Genomic DNA, 661 nt, shown 5'->3' with positions numbered 1-661 from the left:
CGTGCGGATGCTGGCCGAGCAGGAGCACCAGGTCTTCGTCGAGTCCAGCCCGCATCCCGTGCTCGCGATGCCTGTCTCCGAGACGGGTGAGACGGCGGATCGGTCCGTGGTGACCGTGGGATCGCTGCGGCGTGACGACGGTGGCGCTGAGCGTTTCCTGACGTCGCTGGCCGAGGCGTATGCGGCGGGTGCGCCGGTGAACTGGTCACTGATGTTCGCCGGCACGGGCGCCCGCACCGTCGCCCTGCCGACGTATGCCTTCCAGCACGAGCGCTACTGGCTTGAGGACGCCTCCGTGCCCGGTACGGAGGGCGTCGTCGATCCGGTGGATGCGGCGTTCTGGGGTGCGGTGGAGCGTGCGGACGTCGAGGGTGTGGCGGCGCTGGTGGATGGGTCGGTGCCGGATGTGTGGGAGCCGGTGGTTCCGGCGTTGTCGGCCTGGCGCAGGGGGCGTCAGGAGCGATCGGTGCTGGATTCGTGGCGTTATCGGACGGTGTGGCGTTCGGTGACGGTGCCGTCGGCGGGTCGGCTGTCGGGGACGTGGCTGGTGGTCACCCCCGGTGGTGACGCGCCGGTCGAGGAGGTCCGGCAGGCGCTGGTCGCGGCCGGTGCGGAGGTGTCCGTGCTGGAGGGCCTCGACCAGGAGGTGCTGGCGGACGCG

1 pseudogene is annotated in these 661 nt (G+C 71.4%); it reads left to right on the top strand.

The window, feature by feature from the left end:
* Positions 1–661, top strand: a pseudogene (locus tag POF73_RS45860) (hypothetical protein); the annotation flags it as partial.

Origin of the sequence: Streptomyces sp. HD, from assembly GCF_028369295.1 — a bacterium.
Lineage (GTDB): Bacteria > Actinomycetota > Actinomycetes > Streptomycetales > Streptomycetaceae > Streptomyces.
Note: the sequence above shows the minus strand (reverse complement) of the source record. Positions and strands in the feature narration are given on the sequence as shown.